Here is a 612-nt window from a genome sequence, read left to right on the forward strand (position 1 = left end):
ACCCTCAGCGCCACCGTGGATGCCAATGGTGATTGGGTAATTAGCCCGACAACCCCACTGCCTGATGGTGCGTTTAGTGTTGATGTCAGTGTCCTTGATGGTGTTGGCAACGAAACCACCGACTCGGTTAGTGGTGTGATTGATACCACCTCGCCGAGTCTCACTGTACAAGGTGTCGGTGCTGGCAGTGACGTCACCCCGGTATTCAGTGGCACCAGCAATGAAATCGGTGGCACAGTGACCTTAGTGGTTACCGATGCTAACGGGGTCGAACAAACCCTAAGCGCGACAGTACAAAGCAATGGTCAATGGTCTGTGGAAGTACCAAATGGCTTGAGCGAGGGCGATTACAGCGTTGAGACGACCATCCTGGATGCGGCTGGAAATAGCACGCAAGTCAACTTAACGGGCACTATTGATATCTCAGTGCCTGTTGTTATGGTTAATGATAATGGCCTTGGAAACAATGCGACACCAACGATTACGGGTACCTCAACCGAGCCTACGGGCACCGTTGTTAGCATCAGTATCGTGGATGTCAATGGCGATAGTTATGGATTAAGTGCCACCGTCCTCGCTGATGGTTCATGGCAAGTAACAGCACCAAGCTTA

At 51.5% G+C, this 612-nt stretch carries 1 protein-coding gene; it reads left to right on the forward strand.

The window, feature by feature from the left end; translation table 11 throughout:
- The coding region (locus H5158_RS22740; protein ID WP_182740986.1) for an Ig-like domain-containing protein at nucleotides 1-612 on the forward strand (612 nt) is incomplete at both ends.

Source organism: Pseudoalteromonas sp. SR45-6 (assembly GCF_014163545.1).
Lineage (GTDB): Bacteria > Pseudomonadota > Gammaproteobacteria > Enterobacterales > Alteromonadaceae > Pseudoalteromonas > Pseudoalteromonas rhizosphaerae.